Source organism: Variovorax sp. PBL-H6, from assembly GCF_901827155.1.
Taxonomy (GTDB): Bacteria; Pseudomonadota; Gammaproteobacteria; order Burkholderiales; family Burkholderiaceae_C; genus Variovorax.
Genome location: NZ_LR594659.1, coordinates 4,229,067 through 4,253,362, shown reverse-complemented (window position 1 = coordinate 4,253,362; position 24,296 = coordinate 4,229,067). Strand labels below are relative to the sequence as shown.

Here is a 24,296-nt window from a genome sequence, read left to right as displayed (position 1 = left end):
GAAAGGGTGCTCAGGCTGCCTGCCGGCGCAGCGCCACCGTGGTAGCGATGTAAGCAGCGATGCGTGATTTGAGGCCAGGGACGGCGGCCGAACGAACCAACTCGTCGAGGTCGCCTGCGGCATTGGTCCGGCGTGCTGTGAAGTTCTCGAGCGCCAGTTCTATGGCTGTCGTCAGCGCATGTCGGTGATCGTCAAGCAACGCCATGGCCAAGCCTGAGTTCAGCGCTTCCTCCGCCGAAATTGCGCTGGCTTGCTCGAGCCAGCGCTGTGCAAGCCCGGGATCGACCAGACTCTTGAGCCGCTCCCTTCCGAGCACAATGCCAAAGCCCCTGAATCCCGGGAAGGCCAGAGTCGGCATGCCATCCAGCAGCCGCAACGAACATGCGGCGAACAGATCGGCACCTACGCCCATGATGCGACCCTGAGCTTTCGCCACTGTGAGAAAAGGTGCTTCGGCTACGCGCTGCAGCATCAGTTCGACGCGAACGAAGCGGGCCAGAAGGCTGTCGTCGGTCTCCGCGTCGAGGCCAGACAGATCGAAGCCGGCGCAGAAGTTGTGCCCCGCACCTTCGATCACAAGCGCCCGCGCCTTGCGTGCGCCTGCCTCGTCGAGCGCGTTGTTGATCCCGCTCACGATGGATGCCGAAACGGCATTGGCGTTGGCTGGCCTGTTGAGCGTCAGGGTGCCCACTCCCGCCTGCCATGAAAGCATCACTTCCGCATCGCTCACCCGTCACTCCTCGGCATGTTGGAGTAACCGGAGATGAAATCCTTTGCGGCGCCCGTCGCTGGATCGAACAGATGGCGGCGCTGCTGGCCAATGTCGGTTCCGTATACATGAATGCTGATCGAAACGCGATCGGCAAATGCATTGGCGACCTGGTGAATGTCCCCGGTCTCGGGCGATACACGCGCGGTATCACCTTGGGCCAACCGCTCTAGCGAAGCGTTTGGCCTGAGACTGCCGTCGATTATGCGAAACCCCTGAGACACTTCCCCGCCGCGCAGCATTCCGATCACGCCCCAGACGCAGTGATCGTGGACAGGTGTCTTCTGGCCCGGTCCCCATACGAAGCTCACCACGCTGAATCGCCCTGCCGGATCGGCATGCAGCAAATATTGCTGGTAGAACTCTGGATGCGGCATCGCAAATGGCGCTGGCAGCCAATCGTCGTTCGCGATCAGCTTGCTGAGAAGCGTGGACACGCCATTCATCGTTTCGATGGCATCACGCGATGTTTGGAGCACGGCCTCCATGCCCTCAATGAAGCTGCGCAGCTTCGCAATTTTTCCATCGGATGTGCACGGGGTGGCTTCGGTATTCGCGAGGGTTCGTTGCATCTCAGTCCCTCTGCCGGATCAGCAAGGCATCCCGCACTTGAGCCGTATGCTCACCCAACGACGGCGGGTTGCTGCGCATCGCAATGCGTTGGCCGTTGATCCGCACCGGCGACGTGAAAGTGCGTGTGCGTGTGCCGCCGGGCAGCTCGAGGTCCTGCACACAGCCCATATGTGTCACCTGCGGATCGGCCAATGCCTGCTCATAGGTATTGATGCGCGAATGGGGCACGCCCGCGCGGTTGAAGACTTCGATCCAATAGGCCACTGGCTCATGCACGAAGTGCGTCTCGAGAATCTCCTTGAGGGCAGTCTGGTTGGCCGCGCGCAGCGTCGGAGAGGCAAAACGCGGATCGTCTGCCAGCTCGGGCCGGCCGACGGCAGCAAGCACAGAGCGCCACAGGCTGTCGTTGCCCGCTGCAATGGCGATGTGTCCGTCGCTGGCCTTGAACGCCTCGTAAGGCGCGTTGCGCGGGTGCGCAGAACCGAGCTTGCCTGGGCTTCGCCCAGTGCCGAAGTACTCGCTGGTCTGCAACGCAGCAATTGCCAGCGTGCAGCCAAACATCGGCACGTCGAGATGGACGCCGATGCCAGTCGCGCGCGCCTTCACGAGCGCGCTGGAAATCGAAAATGCGCCATACAGGCCCGAGGCGAAGTCGGACACGGGAACGCCGCATTTGACAGGGGCTTCCGAATCACCAGTCACGCTCATTACTCCGGCTGCGGCCTGAATCGTCAGGTCGAAGCCGCCCTCGCGCGAGCGCGGTCCGCTCTGGCCGAAAGCCGAGATCGAGCAGTAGACGAGTGCGGGATTGCGCGCTGTCAGCTGTGGCCAGCCAAGTCCGAGCCGGTCCATCACGCCGGGGCGATTGTTCTCCACAACGACATCCGCTTCCGATGCCAGCGCGAGCGCGGTGGCAAGGTCGACAGGATTCTTCAGGTCCAGCACAACGGAGCGCTTGTTGCGGTTGAGTGAGGCGAAGTTTTCGCTGAATCCGGCGCTGATCGGCGGCCAGGCGCGCAGCGCATCCCCGCCCGGGGGCTCGATCTTCGTGACCTCCGCCCCCATGTCCGAGAGCAGCATGCCGCAGAACGGGCCGGCGGCGATGGAGCAGAACTCGAGGACGCGCACGCCGGCGAGCGGCAGCTTGTCGAGGTGGATCTCGGTCATGAAAGTCCTTGTCGGTGGATTGGGCTGCAGTCTAGGTCTGGTCCCTCGCGCAAGCTCGCTGTTCCAGAATGTTGACCGCGCAGCCGGGACGGGGGCGCTGGGTACCATCAGGCTCGACACAAGGCCCACACCAAGCGCCGGGTACTTGGCACCCCACCGACAGGAGACAAGTCATGAACGCCATTGAGGCCTTTGCCCACTGGGCCGCAACTTCCACCGACCGGCATTCGGACAAGGCCGTGCTGCTCGCCACACATGCCATCACTGATGTCTTTGCCTGCATGATTGCCGGCGTCACGGAACCGGGCCCTGTCATTGCGCGGCGCGCTCTCCCGGTGCTGGCCGGCGTTGCCACCGGCCCGAGCACGGTGATGGGCCAAGACGCTGGCGCACCACCGATGTGGGCGGCGCTTGCCAACGGGACGGCTACGCACGTACACGACCTCGACGACACCTTCCTGCCCGCCATCAACCATCCGAGCTCGGTGATGGTTTCCGCGCTCCTGGCGCTGGCGCAGGAGAAGTGCCTGTCCGGCGCCAAACTGATCGACGCCTACATCGTGGGCCTCGAACTGCACTACGCCCTGGCCCGCGGCCTGATGCGCTCGCATGCCGACCAGGGCTTCCACACGACGGTCACCGTGGGCAGCATCGCCGCGGCCGGCGCCTGCGCGCGTCTGCTTTGCATGAGCAAGTTGCAGATGGCCCACGCCATGAGTCTGGGCGTGAGCTTTGCAGGCGGCATCAAGGGCCAGGCCGGCAGCATGGCAAAGCCGCTGCACGCCGGCCTCGCTGCGCAGCACGGCATCGAAGCTGCGCTGTTGGCCCAAGCCGGCTACGAAGGTCGTCTTGCCGTCCTCGACGGCGAGTGGGGGTTCCTGCAGGTGTGCGGCGGGCCCGACGCGAAGGGCTGGAGCGACGAGGTGCTTGCCGAGACCGGCAAGCTGCCGCTGGCCATCGAAACGAAGGGCTTGATGGTCAAGCGCTATCCGTGCTGCGCATCCACTCATCGTGTAATCGACAGTCTGCTGGAGTTGCGCGCCGAACACGGCTTCGGGCCCGACGACATCGAGCGCCTCACCGCCACGCTGCCCATGGGCAACTTTCGCAATCTGATTTATCACGACCCGAAGGCCGGGCACGAGGCCAAATTTTCGATGGAATACACCATGGCTGCCGCGATGGTGCGTGGCAACCTTGGCTTCCTCGAGTTCGAGGCCGAGTCCATCAGCGACCCGGCCATCCGCGCCCTGCTGCCCCGCATGGAGATGAAGGCACGTGAAGCGGGTGCCGAAAAATCCAACGCCGAGATCGTACCGCCGCACAAGCTGCAGGTGCAGCTAAAGGATGGCCGCGTGTTTGAGCGCGAGCGAGCGCACGCCAAAGGGACCGTATTCGATCCGCTGGATGACGTGGAGCGCTGGGGCAAGTTCAGCGGCTGCTGCCTCGGCCTCGTCTCGACGGCAGTCGCCGAAGCGATGTATGCGAAGCTGGCCGGCGTGGCACAGATGATAGACGTGAACGAACTGGTGCCCGCCGTGTTCAAGCCGGTTCGCCAAGGCATGCGCCAGCGCGATGCACGCATCGCGGCCGCATCTGGCGCCAGCAGGCTCAAAGCTGAAGCTGGGGCTGGGGCTGGGGCTGGGGCTGGGGCTGGGGCTGGGGCCACGACGGCCTGATGCGCTGGACAGGACACATCGTGAATCGATTGAAAGATAAGGTCGCCACCGTCATGGGCGGGTCGACTTCCTCTTCACCAACTTTGGCCTGCGGATCAGGGGCGGACCGCTTGTTGCGCGGGCATGTGCCGGTGGACGCCTGAAATGCGGGCAACCGATGGCTCTGCCGATGGCCAGGTCCTTCGCATGGGCCGCTACGTCGCCAGCATGCAGGCGCAAGACCTGCCGCCTGTCCAGCTTGACCGGCTGGCCGCGTGCATGCTTTACAACTTCTCCATCGCTTCGGCCGGCTACGATCCGAGCGACGTGATTCAGTCGGCGATGCTTGCCGTGCATAACGCGCCCGGCTGTTGCAGTCTTCTCGCCGGAGGGGCGCCGCGCAGCGCGGTGGACGCTGCAGGCATCAACGCCGAAATGATTGCCGCCGGCGGCCAGACCGACACGCACATTGACATGGGCGGTCACCTGGGTTGCGTTGTCATCCCCGCCGTGTTGGCCTTGGCCGAGCAACGCAATGCGTCGCCTCGCGACATCGTGGCCGCACTGTCCGCTGGCTATGAATTGCCGCCGCGCATCGGGCGCGGCGCCGTGGCCGAGACCACGGCGCGCGGCTTCCGCGGCACGTCCTTGTTTGGGGTGTTCGGCGCGGCGGCAGGTGCGGCGCGCGTGATCGGGCTGGACCCGCAGCGCACTGCGCATGCTTTGTCTCTGGCCGCCAATCTCGCAGGCGGTATCACGCAGTGCTACACGGATGGGTCGCCCGAAGGCCCATTGCAGGTTGCACACGCCAGTCGCGCGGGTGTGCATGCTGCGTTGCTGGCCGAACAGGGCGTGACTGCTTCGCACCACGTGTTCGAAGGCGGGAACGGCTTTTTCAAGGCTTTCTCGGGCGCCGTGCACGACGTCCCCCTCGACGGCTGGACCTTGCCGGAGGTGACGTTTAAGCCGTTTCCGGGTTGCGCGATCAACCAACTGCCTGTGTTCGTCTTGCTCGACATAATGCGAGCCGAATCGCTGGAAACCGCGGACATTGAAACCGTGGACCTGCGGCTTGCGCCTTCGCATGCTAGCTACCCCGGTATCGATCGCCATGGCCCGTTCGATACCCGGATGAGCGCGGTGATGAGTGCGCCTTTCATGATGCAAGTTGCGATGGATACGGGTACCTTGCACCGAGCCGATTTCTCTCAACGCTTCGGCGCTCATGACAGCGTGCACGGCCGCAGTTCGCGGATACGCGTGCATGCGGACGCCGCGCTTGCGCCCTTTGAAAGTCGGCTGGAGATGACCCTGGTGGACGGCCGCAGGCTGAAGCGCGCTGCGCCTCCCGTCAGTGCGCTTGCCCTTGACTGGGCCCAGACGCTGGCGTTGTGTGCAGGTCTCTCGCGTGGCTGGCCGGTTGCCGATGGCACGGCCGCGTTCGAGCGTCTCCGCGTCGCGGTAGAGGCACTCATGTACAAGCCTGCAGCGGGAAGTCTCGCGAACCTGATGGAAGCGTCACGTGCGAGCGCGCGTGCCTGAGCCGCACAGAAGGAAGAACGCCAATGGATATTCTCGACGCACAGATTCACATGTTCTACACGCTCGGGCTGGACGAAACGATTGCGGCCATGGACGCACTTGGCATCCAGTCGGCTGTGATCGACGAATTCTGGGACTACACGCCCGACCGAAAGAACGGGCTGCCACACGCGCTCTTGCCCGGCGGCGTGATGCGGCCTGTGAGCCCCCTGGCGCAAGCGGCGGCGTTGCGTTTTCCCGAGCGCTTTTCCTGGCTGCAGCGCGTGGAGCGAAAGGACCCAGACTTGGCCGCGGTGTTTGCCATGCTCGCTTCATCCCCCGGCTGTCGCTCCATCCGGATCGACACGCGCGAGCCGGCCGAGCGTGAGTCGCTGCTGGGCGGGGGGCACGACATGATGATGGCGCTGGCGCAAAAGCATGGACTTGTGGTGAGCGTGCTCAGCCGCGAGACAGGGACTGTCATGCACGGCGCGCTCAAGCGCTTTCCCGGCGTGAACTTCGTGCTGGACCACTGTGGTTCGCCCCAGTCGATGGCCCAGTGGGACGAGATCCTCGCGCTGGGTACCTTCGGAAACTGCTGGCTGAAGTGGAGCCACGGCCACCACTTTTTCGAGGCCGGCCGCTTCCCTTACCCCGGCCTGCAGGATCAGTTCGCGCGCGCAATGGACAGCTTCGGCAAGGAGCGCGTGATGTGGGCCAGCGATTTCACGCACAACCGCGCCGGGGCGACATGGGCCGAGTTGTTGTTTTACCTGCGCGAGATCCCGTCGCTCAGCGAAGGCGACAGGGAGTGGCTGTTTGCCCGTGCTGCGCGAGAGTTGTTCCGCTGGCCCGCGCCCGAAGTGCCGGCAAGCGCGCCACACTTTGCCAAGGTGGCTCGGGCCAAATTCTGAACGGCCCGGACGGCTGGAATCAGACCAACGCGCCCCAGCGGTTGATCACGCCAAGCAACGAGGCATGGGGTGCCGACTTCCCAAGGTCGTCCGACAGGTCCTGCGCGGTCTGTCGCACCTGCTCGCTGAGCTCGCCCAAGCGCTGTTCGTTCAATGTATCGTGCGCGCCCGACAAGCCGATGGCCGCGATGACGGCGCCAGTGCCATCGAAGATGGGGGCAGCGATGCCGTTGACGCCCGTGCGCCACTCACCCCGGTTCACCGCATAGCCGCAGCTGCGGATCTTTTGCATCTCGGCAAGAAACGCGGCAGGCCGTGTGATGGTGCGCGGGGTCGCTGCAACAAGTTGCTGCACCGCATGGTCGAGCCAGCCTGAGGTCTTGAAGGCGATCATGGCCTTGCCGGTGGCGACGCAGTGCGCCGGCACGCGGCCGGCGATCTGGCTGTAGGACCGTACCGGGTGTGCATTCTCGACCTTGTGTACGTAGACCACTTGGTAGCCGTCGAGGACCGAAAGATGCACCGTCTCACCGGTGTTCTCCATCAGCGCCTCCATGACGCCGTCGGCCTTGCGCCGCAAGTCGAAGCCGAACAGGGCAGCCGACCCCAGCTCCCACAGCTTGATCGACACCGAGTAGGTGCCCGCACTACGGCGCGAAACGTAATGTTCGGCGACCAGGCCCTGCAGGAGACGGTGAGCGCCGCTCTTGGGCATCCCAATCTGCGCGGCGATCTCGCTCACACCCATGGGCTGAGCGTGGCGCGCCAGAGCTTCTACTACACGCAAGCCTTTGACGAGAGTATTGTTCATAGCAAGTACCGCTGTCCCCGACTAGTTGTATTATGGATAATACAAGAAAACATCTTCGTTCACAACCTTGGAACGCGAGCGCTTTGCGGGGTGTGCTGCCAATATCGTCCACATGAACATTGCATCCGTCCGCGAAGTGGTCAGCGCCGAAGAATGGCAACTGCGTGTTGACCTTGCTGCCTGCTACCGGCTGGCCGCGTTGTATGGCTGGACCGACTTGCTGGCTACGCACATCAGTGCGCGCGTGCCCGGGCCGGAGCACCACATGCTGATTAATCCCTACGGCTTGATGTTCGACGAGGTCACCGCTTCTTCGCTGGTCAAGGTCGATGCCACCTGCAACAAGGTGATCGACTCGCCGTTTCGCGTCAACCCGGCGGGCTTCGTCATCCACAGCGCCGTGCACGAGGCACGGCCAGACGCAGGATGCGTCATGCATACGCATACGCGCGCGGGCTGCGCGGTCGCCGCGCAGAACTGCGGAGTGCTGCCCATTTCCCAGCAGTCGACGTTCGTACTGGCATCGCTCGCGTACCACGACTATGAAGGTGTGGCCTTCCGCAGCGAAGAGCGGCCACGACTCCAGAAGGACCTCGGTAGCGCCAACTTTATGGTGCTGCGCAACCACGGCCTGCTGACCGTCGGGCGGACTGTGGCGGATGCGTTTGTTTGCATGAATGCCTTCGAGAACTGCTGCCGCATCCAGCTCGACGCACAGGCGGGCGGCGAACTGATCCCCATCGATGAGGAAGTCATCGCGGGAACGGCGGAGGCTTTCCGAGTCCAGTCGGCAGGCCAGGGATCGGCCTTCATATGGACGGCATTGATCCGGAAGCTCGACAGGATCGATCCTTCTTACACGACATGAGCAGCGGCCGGGCCTGCTTGTTTCTGCCGAAGTCGCATACACGCATCGCGGTGAGAGCCCAACAACTCCGGCAAGTCGAGCGCCCACGGCGTAACGTGATCGAGATCTTTTTCGCCAATATCGGCCTGAGTGTCGCTTTCAGCCCCTGCTGAATGCATGGCTAGGGCCAGACACCTGATTGCCGGCGCCGGGCGCCATTGCAATGACCCACCTGTTTAAATTGGCCATCGTAGGCGGAGGCAGCATCGGCACGGTCTACCTGCATCATTTTCTACGCGACGCCTTGACCGCTGGAATCCAAGTCGAAGTAACCGTTTATGACCCGCGCCCGCTCGGGCCTGGTGCGCCTTACCAGGAGGACAGCGACTGCGTGCTGCTCAACTCCCCGGCAGCGTATTCATCAGCCGTCTTCAACAATCGGACGCACTTTGTCGAATGGTTGGTCAAGCATGGAATTGCATCGGAGGAAGTAGCGGGGCCGACCTACTTCCCGCGCAACCTCTACGGCCGCTATATGCGCAGCATCGCTGAGGAAAATCGGACTCTGGCCAACGCAACCGGCACTGCCCTTGCGCACCGTCAATGCCGTGCGATCGACGTCGCCCGTCATGACGGCGCTTACGCAATCACAGACGAGCAGGGCAATGTGCGCCACTGCGACCATGTCGTGCTTTGCCTTGGCAATCCTCTGTCCGATCGCTTCAGCCATCTGGCGGCCGTGCCCGCTTTCATCGCGGACCCCTATCCGACCACGAAGCTGGCCGGGATGATCCCCCCCGACGCCTCAGTTCTTGTGCTGGGCACAAGCCTGAGCGCTATCGACACCCTGTTGGCATTGAAGGCGGCGGGACACCGGGGCCCATTACATGCAAGCTCAAGAACGGGACGACTGCCAGTGGTGCGGGGGCGCGCGTTCGGCGCTGTGACAATGCACCGTTTCACATCCGATGAGCTGATGGCTGCAGCGCAAAAGCGTGGTGGGCAACTCGACCTTGAAGTGCTGAAGCAGCACCTTGTCGAAGACTTCCGTATGAACGGCGGCACTGACGAGGAACTTGCAGATGCGTTCCGCGAGATGCGAAGCGACCCCGTCAAATACCTCGATGAGGAGATTGCTGCAGCAACAAGCCACCGTCGCGTTTGGCTGTCTGTGTCGGCTCTCGCCATGAGTTGCATTGAGGACGTGTGGCCCTTGCTCCCGCCAGATCAGCGCGCCCGCTTCCACCGCGACTTTGATAGGCACTGGAAGATGCGCAAGATCAGCTTTCCGATGAGCAATGCGCTGCGTTTGAAGCAGTTGCTCGAGGCGGGCAGCGTGACCATCGGCACGGGTCTGCGCGATGTGCGCCTGTCGGCCGACGGGCGACAGTTCATCAGCACCGAGTTCGGCGGGCGCGGTGAAGTGGAGAGTCACTTCGACCGCGTGGTTGACGCGACCGGCTTCTCTTCGTCTGCAGAAGCGTGCGTCGACCCTCTCGTGCGCGGCTTGCTAGCCGGAGGCACTGCAACCGCTGATGCGTTGGGCGGCCTTACGATCAACCCGGCGAGCGGGCGCCTGGTCAACAGGCAGGGCGCGGAGGAGCAGATCGCCGTGCTGGGCAGTTTCGCAAGTGGCGCCTACTTCTGGACCAACTCGATCGACGTCAATGTGCGTCTTGCCGCGCGCCAAGCGCGCAGACTGGTTAGGGCGGTTCAGGCATGCCCCTGAGTCGCCCAGCTGTTGTTGATCGTTTTCTCGTCCAAGCCGTAGTCTTCGGCGACGCTTGAGAAGCTGCCGGCCGATGACCGAAACCCGGAGTTGGGGAACTTGCTTCTGTCAAGGTGGGAAAAGCAGCGGTGGCATTGACACGAACGGATCCCGGGGATGGTCAGCATCCGTCTTCACCGCGTGAAGTCGATGACAGGCTGATGCGGGGCATCGGGGGGGCGATCTGATCAAGGGAAACAGGCAATAAGTCCTCCTGGTTCTGCTGGCAGTGCGCACGACGCACCTGATGCTGCTGGCACGCATGCTGGACACCATTCCCGAATCTGTGCTTGCCGGTCTCACGGCCAAGCTCCGCCAGCTGGCCAAGAGCCGGACGTTGGCCCGGCACGCTCTCTGGAGCGTTCGGATATCCCGACTGCCATTGTCTTTGCCAAAAGATTCCAGCGAGCCGCGTCTGCATTCTCTTCGGAACATCGCACAAACCGGAAGCGCTTCAACGCTCCGACGAACGACGCAATTGCTGGGCGTCGTCCCACAAATCGGAACGTGCGGCCGGTTTTGCGTCCGGCTCCTAAAGTCGCCACGCCGCTTCCCGAACGGCCGGCGCACACCAATAAAGGAGATCTATGCGATTCATGAAGAAGGCGATCGAGATGCTGGCGCCAGCCAGCGCCACGGCGACGGCGTTGGCACACGATCAGTTCGATGCACTTATCAAAAAACCATCAGAAAGAGACTGGTCAATGAAGCGTTTCCTGATCTCGATCGCCGCCCTGTCAGTGGGCTGCGGAGCGAGTGCACAGTCAACCGTTAATTTGTTCGGCGTGTTGGATGCCGGCATCGCTTTCGGGCGGGGCAGCATAGCGACCAAAACTCAGCTCGTTGGATCCGGTTTCAATTCAAGTCGGATCGGCTTCCGTGGCGTTGAGGATCTGGGCGGCGGCCTTTCGGCCGGCTTCTGGCTGGAAGCGGGCGTTGCTAACGATGATGGACAAGGCGCGGCGTCGAATTCGAACAATCAGGGTAGCGGCGCTGGCGCGGCTGCCCCGGGCAGCCAACCACTTACCTTCAATCGACGCTCGACGGTGAGCTTGGTCAGCGCGAGCCTGGGTGAGCTCCGTCTCGGTAGGGACTTCTCGCCACAGTTCCTCACTACCGTCCAGTACGATCCTTTCGGAGCGACTGGCGTGGGGTCCAATCAGTTGATTCTCGGCGCCACCTCCGCACGAGGTCCTTGGGCCGCCAACGGCGGTAGCGGGGGTCCGGCCATTCGATCTTCCAACGGCATTTCCTACTTGCTTCCGGAGACGAGCTCAGGCGTGTTCGGCATGGTGCAGCGCTATCTTGGCGAGAACACAAGTGGAACGCCGATCGCCAAGGACGGGACCGGGAGTGGCATACGACTCGGATGGCGGGGAGGTGCCTTCGAGGCATCCGTTGCATATGCCAAGACGCAGTACGCGACGGGGGACATCAAGCAGAGCGTCGTCGGCCTTGGCTATACAATCTTCGGTGCACGTTTGACGGCCGCATACCAGCGTGATTCGGTCGCCAGTGCGCTCCCAAGTGGAAAAGGCTGGCTTGTCGGGGCCAATGTACCGTTAGGATCAGGCCAGATTCTTGCAAGCTACTCTGGTTACAAGACCGATGCAGTGACGTCTCCCGCGGCCAATAAGCTGGCGCTCGGGTACATCTACCTTCTCTCCAAGAGAACGGCAATCTATGGCATCGTGGCACGACTGAAAAACGAAGGCACTTCGGCGCAGTCGCTCAACGGTTCGCTGACTGCCGCCGGCAAGTCATCGACTGGCACTACAGTAGGAATACGTCACGCATTCTGATCCGCTGTCCCGATGATCTTGCCCACGCAGTTCATGACAGGGTCTATTGGCAACTTTGCATTTTCTCGGTCTGAACAACACGCTGTTAGTCAGCGCGTCACTGCCTGAACTCCCGGGGTGATTTCATCTTCAATGCCAAGTGCGGATGCACTTTGGATACGTGCTTGAAGGTGGCGGCAACGCGCCATCGCTGTTCTTGCAATGGTCAGTTCTATCGGCTGAGGTAGTCACGCATGCGCGTTCGCATTGGTCGTCAACATCGTGTAGGTGTCGACCGTCTCGCCCGTTTCCGGATCTGTCCATCGACTCCACAACCTTGTCTCGCACCATGGCGCGCCATCGGCCCGGCGGAACTGCCACCCAACGTTCTTACCGCTTTCCCAGTTCGGCTCGTCAAGACTTAAAGCCGGCTTGATGCACCGCTGCCCGGCGCGCCAAACCGATGTGCGCGTCCTGGATGTCGCACACCAGCCTACTCCCGCAGCGATTGCAAGGATGCTGCAGCTTTCTGAAGCTGATTCGGCGTTCCACGCGGTGCGGCTACGCATTCTGGACCGCATTCCGGTGATGATCACAGACGCGTGGGCTGCCGGAGCGCTTCGGCGCGAAGATTACAGCGGCTGCCCTGAAGAGCATCCCCTTTTACGAACTACTGTTGGCCCACAGCATGGTCTTTGGCCGCGTGATCCAGGAGGTCAACGCGGAGGCTGCGAGCCCTCAGTTGGCACAGCAACTCGAGACAGAGGTCGGATCGCCTCTGCTGAGGGTGTCGAGGCTGCTGCGAACAGTTCGTGCACGACGGGGTTTCCCAGACACAGGCAAGACGTCGCAAAAAGCACGGCTCAAAGTAACGTCGAAAGAAACTGACTCACCTCGTCAGCGCTGCTAAGGGGCCTCGGGTTGGTGTGGAACCAGGGGTCCCGCAGCACCGCTTCAGTTATCCGGGGAATGTCCGCGGCAGCCAAGCCCACCTCGCCCAAAGTCCGAGGCAAATCCATCGACCGGATCAATCTGTCCAAGCTTTCTGCCGCAGGACGCCTCTTGTTACCAAGCGCTGTGCGTATGCGATGCTGCTTGCCCGCATCGAAGTCTTGATTGAAGGCAAGGACCGCGGGTGCCGCTATACAGGACGTGAGGCCATGACCCACGCCGAACGACCCGCCGAGCGCGTGCCCTACCGCGTGGCTGAGCCCCATGGGAATCCCCCCTGATAGGGCGATCATGGCCTGCCATTCGGCGCGCAGGCACTCCAAACGGGCGCTGAAGCTTTCTGGGTCGCGTGAACAGGCTGGCAGCGCCGTTGCTAGTGCCCGCAGCGCGCTTTCTGCCAGTGCATCACAGAAAGAATTGGATCGCACGGATGCGAGCGTCTCAATGGCATGGTCCATGGCGCGGACGCCAGTAGAAAGCCAAAGGCGCATGGGTGTGTGCAAACTCATAGCAGGATCCAGAATGATCGCTCGCGGCGCAAGTGCACGGTGCTTGAAGCCAATTTTCTGGCGCCTCTCGTGGTCCGTTGCGGCCGCGACATCACTGAATTCAGCGCCCGACAGCGTTGTGGGAATGGCTATCAGCTGAAGCCGTGCCCGAGTACTTGGGTAGTCTCGATCAGGGGTCTGGCCGCCGATGCGCAACGCAAGGAGGTCTTCGATTGCGTCGAGGTCGCGCTCCAGACACAAGGTGACAATCTTTGCAGCGTCGATCACAGATCCCCCGCCCACAGCTACTAGCAAGTCTGCCTGGCAGTGCCGCACGTATCGAACTGCTTCGATGATGGAGTCCAGCGGGCTGTGAGCGGGAATGCTGGCGAACGTACCGGCGTACCGGTCCCCTAGCGCCTGTTGTAAGCCGGAGATGCACGTAGTGGCTGTCGCAAGTGTCTTGCTCGCGATCATGACCACGCGGTGAGACGACGCCCTGCAGATTTCCTGGTGAAGCGCACCGGCGGCTGTTTTCCCCAGATACACGGTCTCGACGGCCGACTGGGAGAACGTCACCTCCCCGCTATTGCCAGGTCCATCGGCCGAGGCAAATCGCCGGTGTATGACCTCAGTCGTCGACGATCCCACGCCTAGCCTCGTAGATATAGTCCGATCTGTCTCGTCTTCCAAGAACGAATCCCGTGGCGGATGCATCCGATCCAATTGCCGTTTCCCAGCGCATCATCGAATCATGTACAACGGTTCGGCGCGCGATCCGCCAATGGGCGTCCCGCACCTCGAACCGGTCGATGTATCGCCCGATCATGAGCAGGTCAGTTGCGGATTGGTCTCCATTCCTAGAATTGCCCGACATCTGCGACAGCGCCGAACACGCGTTCTCGGGGTATCGCTGCGCGCACCAAACATGGGACTCCACGATCGCTGCTGTCTCACTCTCAAACTCGATGAGGACATTTGCCAGCGAGTGGATGGAGAAAGGTATTGTGAGATGTCGCTCCTCGATCCAACGGGTTAAGCCTGGAATGTCACCTTTGTAGGGCCCGTGGTCATCCGTGGCATCGGGATGAAAGAACTCAGCCACGCGTGTAAGGTCCAATCGGTCCACGGCGCGGCACCAGCGATGTAGTAGATCCAGGATGATGGCGCGGTCACGCAAGCGCTGCGGCGAGAACTGATCCAGTGGTGTCATGTACTTTTCTCAATTGGAATTAGCAGTAATGTCTGCGGAGCGAATCACCTCCGCCCAGCGGTTCGACTCTTCCTGAAACAACTTCTTGAAGCTCTTCACGTCACCCGAAAGCGGCACAACTGCAGGGATGGTGGTCAGCGCCTGCCGCGTCCCTGGATCCGCAAGCGTTTTCGTCAAAGCGATGGAAAGCTGTTCGGTAATGGCTGGGCTGGTTCCCGGCGGCGCAACCAGGCCGCTCCAGGACCCCGCCTCGAAATCGACTCTCTGCTCGCGCAGCGTTGGAACGGTTGGGGTTTCGGCGTCGCGCGATTCGCTGGTGACCGCATAGGGCTGCAGCTTTGGCAGATGCTGGACCACGGCGGCCGCGGGCATCAACCCGATGTCGACTTGGCTGGCCAGCAGCGCCTGTATGGCGGGCGCGGCCCCTTGATAGGGGACATGGAGAAGATTCTTCACACCCAACTTGTTTGCCACGCTGACCATGCCAACGTGCGCCGAGGTGCCGACGCCGAAGCTGGAGTAGGTCAGGCTTCTAGTGCCGGCCAGCGCGACGAGTTCTGTCAGCGATGCGGCCGGTAGGTCGCGGCGTCCGACCAGAACAAAATAGGTGCTTAGCAAACCACCAATCGGTTCGAATCTGAAGGTATCGAATTTGGCTTTCATCGCCAGCGCCACAACGAGCGTGTCCAGGGAGAAAAGCAGGAGCGTATGTCCGTCAGGTTGTGCGCGATAGGCGAACTCGGAGCCAATGACGCCACTGGCTCCTGACCTGTTTTCCACGATAACCGGTTGCCCAAGGTTGGCCTGAAGCCCTTGGGCGATCACTCTCGCGATTACGTCGTTGGCACCGCCAGCGGGGAAGGGAACGATGATTTTGACGGTCCTTGACGGGGCCCATGCGCTTTGCCCGCGTGCCACAGAGGCGACTGGGCCAAGTAATGCAGCAGCTACAAGACCTACGGCCTGACGCCGGCTCTCGATCCATGACTTAGAAGGAACAGTTTTTTTCATGACCTCGTGGCTTCGGTTTGATCGGAACAAAACAGACGTGGGAAACTGATGGAATGCCCTAGCTTCAATCGAGCTTGAACCGCTCTGCTAACCTTGACAGCCGATCCTCCTCGCTTCGCAGCTGAGTAGAAAAATTGGCGCTTGAAACTGCTACTTGCTGTCCACCCGTCGCCTCAACAGCCTTCCTGAAGCCATTTCCTTGGACCGCAGTCCGCATTGCCTTCTCAAGGCTTTGGATGATTGGTGCTGGGGAGTCTTTCGGAGCGAATATTCCGACCCAACTGATTGAAACTAGTTGACCAAGGCCCAGTTCGGCAATTGAGGGCGTATCGGGCAGCGTGGTGGATCGCTTGTGTCCCAAAGTAGCAAGCACGCGCAATGCGCCGGTTTTTTGATGTGGCAGGACTACAGTTAGGCCGCTGATGGCGACATCAACGTTGTTAGCGACTAGATCAGTGACCATTTGGCCGCCCGCGCCGCGATAGGGCACGATAGTTAGATTTGGGATGCCCGCCTCGGCGCTGAGTTGCTGTCCAAGCACTCTGCCAGCGTTATCCACTGTTGCCAGCGAACACGACCTTTTGCTTTTGCACAAGGTCACAAAATCAGCAAACGATTCTGCCGGTAAGCGACCACTGGCAACTAGCACGTTCGCAGCTTCGGAAACAATCGAAACTGGCTGAAGTCGGGCGATTGGATCCACTCCTTTGAAGCCCTGCATATGCTTGGTTAGCAGCACCCCAGGTACCTGAAGCAGTATCGTGTGCCCATCGGGCCGGGCTTGCACCACGCGTTGCGTTCCAATCAACCCGTTGGCCCCGGGTACATTTTCCACAATGACAGGCTTGCTCCAGAGAGCCTCAAGCTCCCGGGCAAGTGCGCGTGCGACTGCATCGGTGCCACCACCAGCTGCGTAGGGAACGACCAATGTCACAGGCTTGGTTGGTGCCCAAGGCGCTTGGGCCAAGGCCTGCGCATGCAGCATCGCACCCAGCCAAATGAATCCAGTGCCAAGTGAGCGTGATCGGGAGCGAACTGACACTTCGCATGCCTTGTTGGCTCGCAGGTCAATGCTTGGCTGCGTGATGGACTTCCGCCAGTTTGCGACAAGACCGCTCAAAGCCGAAAAAACACTGACCAATTGGTCGGCCGTGACATGCATGACGACTCGAAGTGCGTCTGTTGCGCAGGCGCGCGGATAGAGTGAGGAAGGCATTTTTCGGTGTCAAAGCAAAAGGACAGGTTTACCGATCATCCGGCGCGACTCCAGCGCATCTAGTGCCTCATGCACAGACTCCAGCGCATAGGTACCGGCGATATCGATGCGCAGCCAGCCATTCAGGATTCCACCGAAGATGGCGTCGGCGCGCATCTGCACCTCAGCGGCTGTGGTCATGTGATCCCCTAGGCGAGGGCGGGTGAGAAACAGCGAACCGCTTTCGCCCAACTCCAGCGGGTCAAGGTCGGTCACCGGACCGGACACGGAGCCATAGTTGATCACCAGCCCACGGCGCCGCGTGCAACGCATGCTTGAACGCAGCGTGGTGAGGCCCACAGAGTCGAACACCACATCGACGCCCGCGCCGTCAGTTGCATCTCGCGCGCGCTGGTCGAAATCCTCGTAGCCCCATACCGCGTCGGCCCCGCGGCTGGCCACTACTGCGCGCTTCTGCTGGGTGCTTGCCGTAGCAAAAACGCGCGCGCCGCGATTGCGGCCCATCTGAGTGATGATCTGGCCAATGCTGCCTGAGGCGGCATGCACCAGGCAGGTGTCGCCGTCCTTGAGGCGCGCGACGTCATGCACCAAGTAGTGCGCGGTCGCCCCCTGGAACATGGCCGCGGCCGCCTGTTGGAAGGCGATGCCGTCAGGCAGGCGGGCCAGCAGATTCTCGGGCACGGCCGCGAACTCCGCATAGCTGCCCCAGGACAGGCACCAGGCCACGCGGTCGCCGGGGCGGACACGCGTAACGCCAGCGCCAACCTCCACCACCTCGCCGGCGCCTTCCATGCCCAGAGTGCAGGGCAGCGCCACTTGGTATGTGCGCGAGTTTTCGTAGCGGCCCTGGCGCGTGCCGATGTCCATGAAGTTGATGCCTGAGGCGGCCACCCGCACGAGCACCATGCCGGGGCTGGCGAGGGGCATGGGTGCATCGACGATGGACGCGACCTCGGGCCCGCCATAGCGCTCTATGCGCATCGCCCTCATCGTGCGTTTCCCCTTCCGTAGCGCGTCGCCGGATGCGTGGACTTCACACGGCCGCCCGTTCCTGGGAAGAGCTTTTCACGCAGGCTGCCGGGCGCGTACTGCTCTTTGAAGGCGCCGCGGTTCTGCAACTCGGGCACCAGCAGATCGCAGAAGGCCTGCAGCCCCTTGGGTTCCACGGTGCGGATCAGGTTGAGGCCGTCCACGCCGGTATCCTCCGCCCAGGCGACTAGCTTGTCCGCCACGGTGGACGGCGAGCCGACCAGGAAGAGGTCTCGACCCTCTCCGAAGCCCATCAGGTCGCGGATGCGCAGTGGCTTCTGTGCACCAGTGGTGAGTGCTGCAGCGGCTGCCTGGCTGGCATTCGTCTTCTGCACCGAGGGAACCGGATCGTCGAGGCTGTACTTGGCTAGGTCGATGCCAATCAACTGCGAGCGCGTGGCCAGATTGCCCGCGCCGTCCGTATGGTTCTCGTATTCCCGCTGTAGTTCGCGCGCCTGCGCATCCGTGGGCGCGACAATGATGGTGGCGGGCACGAACACTTTTACGTCGTCTTGCGCGCGGCCGTACGCCACTGCCTTCTCGCGAATCTGCCGGACCTGCTTGCGCGCGAAATCCGGGCTGCCGTAGGCGATGAATGCACATTCCGCATGCTTGCCCACGAAATCCAGGCCCGCAGCCGATGCGCCAGCTGAGAACATGAGCGGAGTGCGCTGCATTGAGGGCTCGGACATGTGCACCGCATCGCAGCGGAAATACTTGCCGGCATGGTGGATGGCATGCACGCGGGCCGGGTCCACGAAGGTGCGGGTGGCCTTGTCACGCACCGCAGCGCCGTCCTCCCAGCTACCTTCCCAAAGCTTGTACATCAACTCGACGAACTCGTCGGCCACTGCATAGCGCTCGTCATGCGCCACTTGGTTCTGCACGCCCACTCCGCGCGCCGTCGCTTCCAGGACGCCCGAGACCACGTTCCAAGCCACGCGGCCCTGCGTGAGATGGTCCAGCGTTGAGAGGCGGCGGGCCAGCAGGTAGGGCGTTTCGTAGCTGGTATTGCCGGTGACGCCGAAGGAGAGATTGCGCGTCGCCTGTGCCATGCAGGGCAGCAACAGCATGGGATCCAGCAGTGGCACGAAGCTGCCTGCACGCAGCATGGCGTCCGGCTTCCCTTCGTAAACGTCAGAGACGCCCAACCCATCCGCGAGGAAGATTCCATCGAGCAAGCCGCGCTCGCAGGTCTGCGCGAGCTCCGTCCAGAAGCCCAATGTGTTGTATTCAGTTGCCTTGGAGTCGGGATGCGACCAGAGGCCCGCCCAGGATTGCCCTGGCGAGCCACAGTAGAAGGCATTGGCGAGAAGTTGCGGCATTCAGTGCTCCTTGATAGTGGATGCAACGCTCAGCGCGAGCATGGGGGTTAGGCAGTCCAGGGTGTCGATACGCATTACCAGCTCCTGCAACTGCTGCGCGGCATCGGCATGGATGACGCGGGTTGCGTTCGACAGGTACTTCGACTGCAGCGCCGACTGCGACAGCGGGATCTCCGGCGTTCCCAGACTCACGGGCTTGCGGCAGCGCAGTACGCGTCCGTCGCGCAGGTGAACCACCAACTCGCCCGGAAAATGGGCGGGATAGTCGCTGAGCGGGTCGTCGATGCACCACACCTTGTTCGCCAAAGCGAGGATGTCGGGCGCCTGCAACGGACGGTCATAGAAATCCGCTAGTTCGACCCGACCGCGCAGCAGCGAGAGCGCCACTACGTACTGCATGCTGAAGAGCGCGCGATAGGGTGTTGCCGGCTTCACGCACTCCGCACGCGGCTCGGCAATCAATTTGTGCCAGTCGAGAACCAGCGGGCATTCGATCCGCTCCACGTCACCGACGTCGAACTGCGCGCGCAGTTCCAGTGCTGCGTCGACGAAAGCGTGGATGACGTGGCAGCAGGGGTACGGCTTGAGCGCGATGTCCAACACGCGCCAGCGCTCGCCTAGGGCGAAGGCTGGCATTTCCTTGGGCTGCGGCATGCGACCAACGTGGGTAGCGTAGAAGCCGCGCGTGCCATCCATGCTGGTGGTGGGCCCGACGAAGCCCGCCCGGCCGAACAAGGCCGCTGTTACGCCCGCATGGGCAGCCCATCCCGGGTGGAGGCGCTTGAGCCAGGAGTCGCCCATCTCCAACATGCCTGCGGACATGCTGCCGGCGAGTCCCATGGCATGCACCAAGGTCCTCTCATCGAGACCGTAAAGCATGCCTGCGGCAACTGTGGCGGCGTAGGCGCCACATACTGCGGTGGGATGGAAGCCGCGTCGCGTCAACTCGCCCGCACCTGCGATCGCGATGCGGCATCCAACCTCCATTGCTGCAACATAGGCCACCAGCACCCGAGACCCGTTCGCACCGGTGGCCTGTCCTGCGGCAAAGGCAGCACCCATCGCTGCGGCGCTCGCATGGTAGACGCCGCCAATGTGTGTGTCGTCGTAGTCCAGCCCGTGCGCCAGTGTTGCATTCAGCAGCGCTGCCGATGGCGCGGGAAGCCTGAGGCCGGAGCCGATGGCGGCGGCGTCTTCGCCCCGGCCCATCGGCTGCACCGCGTCCAATGTGACCTTTCCGAAGTCGAAGGCGGAGGATGCAATCGCAATGCCCAGCGTATCGAGCAGATGCCGCTTCGCAAGCGTCAGCACCTCGGGAGGGAGCGCATTCAGCTGCAGTTGGAGGGCGAAGCGCGCAATCTGCTCTGTCTGGGTTCCGGGCAACTGGGGAATCACTTGCATGAGGCACCTTGGCTTCCCGCGAACGTCCGCGCCGCGTCCTTCAGGGCACGCGGGACAGCCCCATCCCAGTCATCCGAGAGACGATCCGCTGGCGACACAACGGTAAGGGCCATCACCATTCGACCCGCGTCGTCCAGAAGGGGGACGCTGAACGCGTTGGTCGTCACACCATGCAGCCGTTCGGCAGGCCAAAGGCCGGCCGCGCGGGCGATCCCCTTTTCGCGGGTCGCTGATATCTCGGCGTCGAACGCCTGCCGTTGCGCGGCAGCGTCTAGCCCTGCCGTGCGGAAGAGGCGCAGGTCCTCGCCCACGAAAGTCTGCGTCACCTGCTCAGGAAGGAACGCGGCGAAGGCCCGTCCTGATGCGGACGCCGTCACGTTCATCACCAGTCCCAGGCGCAGTTCGGAACTGACCGGCTTCGCTGACGGTTCCCAGTGGATCGTCGTCGGACCACGATTGCCCCACACACAGAGGCAGAGGGTATGCTCGCCAAGGCGCGTGGCCAGACCCGGAAGCGCATCCTCCACGCGCCGCACCAGGGTCGCGGAGGGCGATGCCAGTGCGCCTGTGCGCACTTCTAGCGGCCCGACATCATGGGCGTATGCGACGGCATAGCGACCGCCTTCGAACACGAGTGGCCGGAGACCGGAACTGCCGATGCGCTCTACCCGGCCGAGATAGACGGTGTGGTCCCCGCCCGGATACATGGCGATCTTCTCGCACTCGAGATGGGCCGCAGTTCCCTTCAATACGGGCACCCCGCCCACGCCGCTATCGTGATCCAGCCCTGCAAACTTGTCATCTATTGCGGATTTTGCAAACAAGTTCGACAGCGCGACCTGGTCCTCAGCCAAGATGTTGATTGCGAAATGGTCGCTCTCCAGGAACGCCTCATGGCTGCGTGAAGTGTGCGACTGACTCCACAGCACCAAAGGCGGCTCAAGAGATACCGAGCTGAAGGAATTGGCTGTCAGGCCATGGATCGCACCTGAGCGATCGCGGGTGGTCACGATAGTGACTCCCGTCGCGAAAGTCCCTAACGCATCACGTAGCTGGCGCTTATCGAACCGTGTGGGTGAATTCATCTGGGTGTCTCGTTGTAGTCGGGTAGAAAGACCTCCCCGGCCATCAGCCGGCGCGCGGTGCGAGCGAAGCCCAGCACGTCGAACTGCGGCTGGGCCTGAGCAGTAGCGGAGAGTTGCACGCGCACCGGCGTCACGCCCGAGGGATGGCCGATACGCATGACGCCCGATGTCGCTTCTGAGCGCGTCGCATGCACTACGCTGCCGGGGACACAGGCAGCCGCAGCGACGCAAATCGCGCCCGTCGCGGCAATGCTGGGATGGCAGGTGTTCTTGTAGAACAACCGCGTCATGACATCGCAGTCCTCGACGTTTGCGGGTGTCGACACGAGCACCAGCATTGGCATCGCAGGCAACTCCGCATCACGCCAGTCACTCCAGAAGTTCAGGCGGACACCGCACTTGCCACGGATTTCCTGCAGCACGCACTGCTGAGGGGAAGCGTTCAGCGTGGCTGGTGCTTCATCGCCTCTGAGGCCCACGTCCGCAGCGCGCACGAAGACGCAAGGATTGCCCGCGTCACAGATTGACACTTCGATCTGCCGGCCGTCCTCCAACATCAACAGGTCGCTCACGTTTCCTGTCGGCAGCAAATGTCCAGTTCCCGAGCCGATCGCTTCGGCATAGTCCATAAGGACTTCTGCCGCGGTCCCGGGCACGCCCGGAATCGCGCAGTTGCCGAGCACCTGTGCGCGCCCGCCCGACACGGGCACCCGTGCCACCATCAGCGCGCCGGTGTTCACGTTGTGGATGCGCACCACGGTGGACGGCTCCTTCGCCTGCACCAAGCCTTCGTCGATGGCGTAGGGGCCAACCGCAGCGGAGATGTTCCCGCAGTTTCCGTCATGGAATACCTGACGCTGCTCCACATCGACCTGCACAAAGGTGTAGTCCACATCGGCGTCGTCGCGACGCGATGGCGCGATGATTGCCACCTTGGACGTGGACAGATGCGAGCCGCCCAGTCCATCGATCTGCAACGGATCGCCCGCGCCCATCACACGGATCAGCAATTCGTCGCGTGCGGCGCCGGGCGGTGGAAGCGCGGACTCTTGGAAGAACACCGCCTTGCTTGTGCCACCGCGCATCAATACGCAGGGCAATGTGACCTGCTCGCCGAAGCTGCTCATGGCGCTGTTCGCTCGCCAGCCAGTTGCTCGCGGATGCGCTTCTTGTCCAGTTTGCCAACGCTAGTTTTGGGCAATGTCTCGACGAGTTCGATGCGCTCGGGAATCGCGAAACGCGAAATCTCTCCGCTGTGCGCAAAGGCGGCAAGATGATCACGGATCGTCGCAGCCTGCAATGCCGTACCCGCCTTGCCCACGACGAAGGCACAGGGCCGCTCGCCCCAGTGCGCGTCCGGTACGCCCACCACGGCCGTTTCCGACACCTCTGGATGGCGCGAGATGAGATCTTCCAGTTGGATGGACGAAACCCACTCGCCACCGGACTTGATCACATCCTTGATGCGGTCGGTCAGCACCAGCTTGCCGCGCGCGTCCAGTACGCCGATGTCACCGGTGTGCATCCATCCGGACGACCACAGGCTGGCGGACGCTTCAGGATTGTTGAAGTAGCCCTGCGTCAGCCAGGGCGCACGCGCGACGACTTCGCCTGCAGCGCTGCCGTCGTGTGGAAGTTCGTTCATCTGCGCATCCACGACGCGCAATTGCACCAGCGGTGTGGGATAGCCGGCGGCGGTCCGCGCGGCTAGGCTTTCTTCGTCGCCCGTGCCGACGCGCCCAACCGTAACGGCAGAGCAGGTCTCGGACATGCCGTAGCCGGTGAAGATGTCGATACCGCGTGCGCGCGCCAGGGCGGCCAGCCCGCCCGAAAGCGCCGAGCCTCCGATGACGACCTTCCAGCCTCGCAGATCCTGCACGTCGGTGGCTGGATGTGAGAGGACCATATGCAGCACCGTGGGAACGCAGTGTGAGAAGGTGACCTTCTCTCCGCGAATCAATGCCAACAGTCGCTCTGGCGTGTACCGGCCCGGATACACCTGCTTGAGCCCCAGCATCGTGGCCATGTACGGGAAGCCCCAGGCATGCACATGAAACATGGGCGTGATCGGCATGTAGACGTCTTCCCTGTGTACTCGAGCATGGTTTGCACCACTGGCCAGGGCGGCCGTCACTGCAAGCACATACACAACGATCTGCCGGTGGCTGAAGTAAACCCCCTTGGGCGCACCCGTCGTTCCGGTGGTGTAGAAGATCGTGGCGCGCGTGTTCTCGTCGAAGTCGGCGAACTGGTGCTGCGGATCGCCCGAGTCGACCAGTTCTTCGTACTCGCCGCAGAAGCCTGGCGGAATGGCGGCCGACTTACCGTCGTCCAGCAGCACGAAGCGGTCCACCGTGCGCAAGTGCGGACGGATCGCCTCCAGCATCGGCAGGAACTCGGCGTTCACCAGGATCGCTTTGGCGCCCGAGTGGTTGAGCGTGTAGGCCAACTGCTCTGCCGACAGGCGGAAGTTGGCAGTCATGAGCACCGCACCCAACATAGGCACGGCGAAGTAGGCTTCCAGGTAGCGATGGGTGTCCCAGTCCATCACCGCCACGGTGTCTCCCGCGGCGATGCCTAGCGACTTCAGCGCCGACCCGAGCCTGGCCACGCGCTCCTGCAGTTGTGCGTAGGTATGGCGCCGCTCACCGTGCACGATCTCCTGTTCTGCGCTGCAGGTCTGCGCCGATTTCAGGATCTGCCCTATCAGCAGCGGATAGGCATAGGCTTCAGGTGTACGCGGGATGGTGAATGGAGCTTCCATGATG

Annotated in this window: 21 protein-coding genes and 1 pseudogene; 8 read left to right on the top strand and 14 right to left on the bottom strand. The window is 62.5% G+C overall.

Annotation, left to right across the window (positions count from 1 at the left end; genetic code table 11):
- Nucleotides 1–10: 10 nt before the first annotated feature.
- The 3 genes from G3W89_RS20095 to G3W89_RS20085 are packed head-to-tail and all read right to left on the bottom strand — an operon-like array spanning nt 11 to nt 2,509.
- A complete protein-coding gene (locus tag G3W89_RS20095; protein WP_232076653.1) occupies nt 11–730 on the bottom strand; it encodes an enoyl-CoA hydratase/isomerase family protein in 720 nt (239 codons plus the stop codon).
- The gene (locus G3W89_RS20090; RefSeq protein WP_162575840.1) at nt 727–1,341 is read right to left on the bottom strand and encodes a cysteine dioxygenase; all 615 of its coding nucleotides are present in this window, start codon (nt 1,339–1,341) and stop codon (nt 727–729) included. Before G3W89_RS20090 ends, G3W89_RS20095 begins: the two co-directional genes overlap by 4 nt.
- A gap of 1 nt (nt 1,342) precedes the next feature.
- Nucleotides 1,343–2,509 carry a CaiB/BaiF CoA transferase family protein gene (locus tag G3W89_RS20085; RefSeq protein ID WP_162575839.1) on the bottom strand — a complete coding sequence of 389 codons (1,167 nt, stop codon included), beginning with the start codon at nt 2,507–2,509 and terminating at the stop codon, nt 1,343–1,345.
- A 173-nt stretch (nt 2,510–2,682) separates the two neighbouring features.
- Here G3W89_RS20085 and G3W89_RS20080 point away from each other — a divergent pair, with 173 nt between their 5' ends.
- The 3 genes from G3W89_RS20080 (at nt 2,683) to G3W89_RS20070 (ending at nt 6,602) form a co-directional block, all read left to right on the top strand.
- Complete coding sequence (locus tag G3W89_RS20080) at nt 2,683–4,188, top strand: MmgE/PrpD family protein (protein ID WP_162575838.1); 1,506 nt, start codon at nt 2,683–2,685, stop codon at nt 4,186–4,188.
- Nucleotides 4,189–4,311: 123 nt separating this feature from the next.
- On the top strand, nt 4,312–5,709 hold the full coding sequence (locus G3W89_RS20075; protein WP_332107450.1) for an MmgE/PrpD family protein: 1,398 nt from the start codon (nt 4,312–4,314) through the stop codon (nt 5,707–5,709).
- A gap of 23 nt (nt 5,710–5,732) precedes the next feature.
- Nucleotides 5,733–6,602, top strand: coding sequence for an amidohydrolase family protein (locus G3W89_RS20070; protein ID WP_162575836.1), 870 nt, complete (start codon nt 5,733–5,735; stop codon nt 6,600–6,602).
- A 19-nt stretch (nt 6,603–6,621) separates the two neighbouring features.
- Here G3W89_RS20070 and G3W89_RS20065 read toward each other — a convergent pair whose 3' ends face one another.
- Complete coding sequence (locus G3W89_RS20065; protein WP_162575835.1) at nt 6,622–7,413, bottom strand: IclR family transcriptional regulator; 792 nt, start codon at nt 7,411–7,413, stop codon at nt 6,622–6,624.
- 112 nt (nt 7,414–7,525) lie between these two features.
- Between G3W89_RS20065 and G3W89_RS20060 the strand changes: the two genes are divergently transcribed.
- The 5 genes and pseudogenes from G3W89_RS20060 (at nt 7,526) to G3W89_RS33710 (ending at nt 12,719) form a co-directional block, all read left to right on the top strand.
- Nucleotides 7,526–8,281 (top strand): class II aldolase/adducin family protein, encoded by a 756-nt coding sequence (locus G3W89_RS20060; protein ID WP_162575834.1) that lies wholly within the window; start codon nt 7,526–7,528, stop codon nt 8,279–8,281.
- A 202-nt stretch (nt 8,282–8,483) separates the two neighbouring features.
- Nucleotides 8,484–9,989 (top strand): FAD/NAD(P)-binding protein, encoded by a 1,506-nt coding sequence (locus tag G3W89_RS20055; protein WP_162575833.1) that lies wholly within the window; start codon nt 8,484–8,486, stop codon nt 9,987–9,989.
- A gap of 635 nt (nt 9,990–10,624) precedes the next feature.
- A complete protein-coding gene (locus tag G3W89_RS20050) occupies nt 10,625–11,830 on the top strand; it encodes a porin (RefSeq protein WP_232076651.1) in 1,206 nt (401 codons plus the stop codon).
- Nucleotides 11,831–12,244: 414 nt separating this feature from the next.
- Nucleotides 12,245–12,358: pseudogene (locus G3W89_RS33715) on the top strand (hypothetical protein); the annotation flags it as partial.
- 58 nt (nt 12,359–12,416) lie between these two features.
- A complete protein-coding gene (locus tag G3W89_RS33710) occupies nt 12,417–12,719 on the top strand; it encodes a UTRA domain-containing protein (RefSeq protein ID WP_443083213.1) in 303 nt (100 codons plus the stop codon).
- Here the strand turns inward: G3W89_RS33710 and G3W89_RS20040 are convergent.
- The 10 genes from G3W89_RS20040 to G3W89_RS19995 form a co-directional block, all read right to left on the bottom strand.
- Nucleotides 12,673–13,827, bottom strand: coding sequence for an iron-containing alcohol dehydrogenase (locus G3W89_RS20040; protein WP_162575831.1), 1,155 nt, complete (start codon nt 13,825–13,827; stop codon nt 12,673–12,675). The two genes, G3W89_RS33710 and G3W89_RS20040, sit on opposite strands and share 47 nt — an antisense overlap.
- Nucleotides 13,828–13,879: 52 nt before the next feature.
- The gene (locus G3W89_RS20035; protein WP_162575830.1) at nt 13,880–14,461 is read right to left on the bottom strand and encodes a nuclear transport factor 2 family protein; all 582 of its coding nucleotides are present in this window, start codon (nt 14,459–14,461) and stop codon (nt 13,880–13,882) included.
- 9 nt (nt 14,462–14,470) lie between these two features.
- Nucleotides 14,471–15,472, bottom strand: a complete 1,002-nt coding sequence (locus G3W89_RS20030) for a Bug family tripartite tricarboxylate transporter substrate binding protein (RefSeq protein ID WP_162575829.1) — start codon at nt 15,470–15,472, stop codon at nt 14,471–14,473.
- A gap of 64 nt (nt 15,473–15,536) precedes the next feature.
- Complete coding sequence (locus G3W89_RS20025; RefSeq protein ID WP_162575828.1) at nt 15,537–16,634, bottom strand: tripartite tricarboxylate transporter substrate binding protein; 1,098 nt, start codon at nt 16,632–16,634, stop codon at nt 15,537–15,539.
- Between the two features lie 63 nt (nt 16,635–16,697).
- Complete coding sequence (locus G3W89_RS20020; protein ID WP_162575827.1) at nt 16,698–17,678, bottom strand: quinone oxidoreductase family protein; 981 nt, start codon at nt 17,676–17,678, stop codon at nt 16,698–16,700.
- Nucleotides 17,675–19,042 (bottom strand): NtaA/DmoA family FMN-dependent monooxygenase, encoded by a 1,368-nt coding sequence (locus G3W89_RS20015; RefSeq protein WP_162575826.1) that lies wholly within the window; start codon nt 19,040–19,042, stop codon nt 17,675–17,677. The genes G3W89_RS20020 and G3W89_RS20015 overlap by 4 nt, the downstream gene beginning before the upstream one ends.
- On the bottom strand, nt 19,043–20,443 hold the full coding sequence (locus G3W89_RS20010) for an MmgE/PrpD family protein (RefSeq protein ID WP_162575825.1): 1,401 nt from the start codon (nt 20,441–20,443) through the stop codon (nt 19,043–19,045).
- Nucleotides 20,434–21,528, bottom strand: a complete 1,095-nt coding sequence (locus tag G3W89_RS20005) for a flavin reductase (protein ID WP_162575824.1) — start codon at nt 21,526–21,528, stop codon at nt 20,434–20,436. The genes G3W89_RS20010 and G3W89_RS20005 overlap by 10 nt, the downstream gene beginning before the upstream one ends.
- Nucleotides 21,525–22,655: a 2-methylaconitate cis-trans isomerase PrpF family protein gene (locus G3W89_RS20000; protein ID WP_162575823.1), complete on the bottom strand. Its 1,131-nt coding sequence runs from the start codon at nt 22,653–22,655 to the stop codon at nt 21,525–21,527. The genes G3W89_RS20005 and G3W89_RS20000 overlap by 4 nt, the downstream gene beginning before the upstream one ends.
- Nucleotides 22,652–24,292 carry a fatty acid--CoA ligase gene (locus G3W89_RS19995; RefSeq protein WP_162575822.1) on the bottom strand — a complete coding sequence of 547 codons (1,641 nt, stop codon included), beginning with the start codon at nt 24,290–24,292 and terminating at the stop codon, nt 22,652–22,654. The genes G3W89_RS20000 and G3W89_RS19995 overlap by 4 nt, the downstream gene beginning before the upstream one ends.
- Nucleotides 24,293–24,296 lie beyond the last annotated feature (4 nt).

Bases quoted from the DNA above. Each gene is read 5' to 3' on its own strand.
- G3W89_RS20085 (WP_162575839.1), bottom strand. From the start codon at position 2,509: ATGACCGAGATCCACCTCGACAAGCTGCCGCTCGCCGGCGTGCGCGTC.
- G3W89_RS20035 (WP_162575830.1), bottom strand. From the start codon at position 14,461: ATGACACCACTGGATCAGTTCTCGCCGCAGCGCTTGCGTGACCGCGCC.
- G3W89_RS20065 (WP_162575835.1), bottom strand. From the start codon at position 7,413: ATGAACAATACTCTCGTCAAAGGCTTGCGTGTAGTAGAAGCTCTGGCG.
- G3W89_RS20020 (WP_162575827.1), bottom strand. From the start codon at position 17,678: ATGAGGGCGATGCGCATAGAGCGCTATGGCGGGCCCGAGGTCGCGTCC.
- G3W89_RS20080 (WP_162575838.1), top strand. From the start codon at position 2,683: ATGAACGCCATTGAGGCCTTTGCCCACTGGGCCGCAACTTCCACCGAC.
- G3W89_RS20005 (WP_162575824.1), bottom strand. From the start codon at position 21,528: ATGAATTCACCCACACGGTTCGATAAGCGCCAGCTACGTGATGCGTTA.
- G3W89_RS20050 (WP_232076651.1), top strand. From the start codon at position 10,625: ATGAAGAAGGCGATCGAGATGCTGGCGCCAGCCAGCGCCACGGCGACG.
- G3W89_RS20055 (WP_162575833.1), top strand. From the start codon at position 8,484: ATGACCCACCTGTTTAAATTGGCCATCGTAGGCGGAGGCAGCATCGGC.
- G3W89_RS20090 (WP_162575840.1), bottom strand. From the start codon at position 1,341: ATGCAACGAACCCTCGCGAATACCGAAGCCACCCCGTGCACATCCGAT.
- G3W89_RS20075 (WP_332107450.1), top strand. From the start codon at position 4,312: ATGTGCCGGTGGACGCCTGAAATGCGGGCAACCGATGGCTCTGCCGAT.
- G3W89_RS19995 (WP_162575822.1), bottom strand. From the start codon at position 24,292: ATGGAAGCTCCATTCACCATCCCGCGTACACCTGAAGCCTATGCCTAT.
- G3W89_RS20030 (WP_162575829.1), bottom strand. From the start codon at position 15,472: ATGAAAAAAACTGTTCCTTCTAAGTCATGGATCGAGAGCCGGCGTCAG.
- G3W89_RS20070 (WP_162575836.1), top strand. From the start codon at position 5,733: ATGGATATTCTCGACGCACAGATTCACATGTTCTACACGCTCGGGCTG.
- G3W89_RS20000 (WP_162575823.1), bottom strand. From the start codon at position 22,655: ATGAGCAGCTTCGGCGAGCAGGTCACATTGCCCTGCGTATTGATGCGC.
- G3W89_RS20060 (WP_162575834.1), top strand. From the start codon at position 7,526: ATGAACATTGCATCCGTCCGCGAAGTGGTCAGCGCCGAAGAATGGCAA.
- G3W89_RS20015 (WP_162575826.1), bottom strand. From the start codon at position 19,042: ATGCCGCAACTTCTCGCCAATGCCTTCTACTGTGGCTCGCCAGGGCAA.
- G3W89_RS20010 (WP_162575825.1), bottom strand. From the start codon at position 20,443: ATGCAAGTGATTCCCCAGTTGCCCGGAACCCAGACAGAGCAGATTGCG.
- G3W89_RS20025 (WP_162575828.1), bottom strand. From the start codon at position 16,634: ATGCATGTCACGGCCGACCAATTGGTCAGTGTTTTTTCGGCTTTGAGC.